Annotated in this window: 1 protein-coding gene; it reads left to right on the top strand. The window is 39.1% G+C overall.

Features of this window, described 5'->3' with window-relative positions:
• Positions 1-44 precede the first annotated feature (44 nt).
• On the top strand, positions 45-407 hold a 363-nt coding region (locus tag AABA78_RS39325; protein ID WP_338270604.1), incomplete at its 3' end, for a hypothetical protein.

Here is a 407-nt window from a genome sequence, read left to right as displayed (position 1 = left end):
CAAAGTTTGGATAAATATATATCAAACCAGAGATTTGGATTGGGGTGCAAGTTGTTAGGCCAGAAGCATTTGTCCAAAAGTTTGATGGAGGTGAAAAGAACATTGACTGCATCAGTGTTAGTGGTGTCTACACCGATGGAGGTTACACACAAAATTCAAAGGTTGATGTTGCACAGAAATCTGAGAGTTCCATATCTATCAGAGTGTCAAAAAGGGGGTCTAGTATTATCCAGGGAATACCAATCATCGACCCAAAGGTTGTGTGTGATGAGAGAACAAAGAAAAAGTATCAAAAAGTTAACATTGGTGCAATTGTTGTCAGTACACACAAGTATGGTTACTATGCCAAAGAGACCTGCAAAGGAAAATGCATGTTGGTTGATGGCAGGGGAAATAAAGAAAATGGT

The sequence above is a fragment of the Corallococcus caeni genome (assembly GCF_036245865.1).
Taxonomy (GTDB): domain Bacteria; phylum Myxococcota; class Myxococcia; order Myxococcales; family Myxococcaceae; genus Corallococcus; species Corallococcus caeni.
Note: the sequence above shows the minus strand (reverse complement) of the source record. Positions and strands in the feature narration are given on the sequence as shown.